This is a genomic window from Microvirga aerilata, from assembly GCF_016743775.1.
GTDB lineage: Bacteria > Pseudomonadota > Alphaproteobacteria > Rhizobiales > Beijerinckiaceae > Microvirga > Microvirga aerilata.
This window is the reverse complement of record NZ_JAEQMY010000294.1, coordinates 1-1227: the sequence shown is the minus strand read 5'-3', so window position 1 is coordinate 1227 and position 1227 is coordinate 1. Positions and strand designations below refer to the sequence as shown.

Annotated in this window: 2 protein-coding genes; one reads left to right on the top strand and one right to left on the bottom strand. The window is 58.9% G+C overall.

Annotation, left to right across the window (positions count from 1 at the left end; all coding sequences use genetic code 11):
• Positions 1 to 1049 (top strand): phasin family protein (locus JKG68_RS32435; RefSeq protein ID WP_202066548.1); only part of this gene is annotated, 1049 nt, incomplete at its 5' end.
• Here the strand turns inward: JKG68_RS32435 and JKG68_RS33115 are convergent.
• The coding region (locus JKG68_RS33115) for a hypothetical protein (protein ID WP_210346529.1) at positions 1007 to 1227 on the bottom strand (221 nt) is incomplete at its 5' end. The genes JKG68_RS32435 and JKG68_RS33115 overlap by 43 nt on opposite strands.

Genomic DNA, 1227 nt, shown 5'->3' with positions numbered 1-1227 from the left:
GCCTCCGCAAATCGGCGCCAACCAGTGAATCACAAGTCATTGCTCGGATTCAAATTTCACTCGGACAGGCTCTTAGCCAAACGCCGCCGGATAAGGCAAACGAGCTCTTCGAGAGGCTCCTCGCCACCTCTGACAATGCCGCCAAAACCCGTGAGCGCCTGCTCTCGGATCTGAAAGAGGAGTTGGACCTCTTGGCCAATCTCCAGGAACAGTATCTGTTTCCCGTCTTGAGCAAGCACAGGATGCAGGACCTGGTTCAAGAGGCCATTCAGGACAACCAGGAAACGAGTGCCCTCCTGGCAGAATTGGACGGTATGCCGAAGAACAACGGTGAGTTCCTCAGCAAGGTTGCTGAGCTGAAGAAAGCATTCCAGCAGCATATTCGCGACGACAAGAAAGAGCTGCTTCCGGCGGTGCTCAAGGTCTTGAGCGACGAGGAGGCCGAAGCGGTGGCCGAGCAAGTAAAGGATGAAATGGCGAGTGTGGAAGAGGCAAAACAGGCCGAGACCAAGCGTGCCCGCGAGCAGGTCGAAAGTGTGCACCAGGTCGCAGAAAACCTGACTGACACGGTGCAGACCGGAGTGGAGGGCGCCCAAACGGCGGTTCGGACCATGCAGGAAGCCGTGCAGACCGGCCTGAGCACGGCATCGGAGCTGGCCCGCCTGACCACTGATCAGGCGATGCAGTTGTTCAATCCCGGCAAACGGGACGCTCAGAGCCTTGGTGACGAGACCGCGCGAAACCTGCAAGCCGTCGCACAAGCCGGCACGGTTCTGGCCCGCGGTGTCCAGGATGTTTCCCGCGAATGGTTTGAATTGAGCCAGAAGCGGCTGCAGATGAACCTTGATGGCTTGCGCAGTCTGGCACAGTGCCGGTCGGTTCCGGACTTTATGGCGGCCCAGACCTCGCTCATTCGCGATAACCTGGAGCAGACCCTCGACAACAGCCGGCGCATGGCGCAACTCACGCAACAGCTTGCCGATGAGGCAAGTCGGACCGTGACGATTCAGGCAGAGAGGTCGCTCCAGCGCGTCAGCCGGGCCGCTTGATCGAACTCACTTTGGCGTTTGGTTTCAATGAGATCATGCCCCGGGGTTCCAAGCCCGCGGCTGACCACGATCAGCAAAGTAGTAAGCTTCACTTTGGGGGTGGCGTCCGCCTTGGTCTGCTGCCGGGAACCTATCGGTCCGGCATGCATCCAATCCATGTCGCTCACAGAGGTTTTCA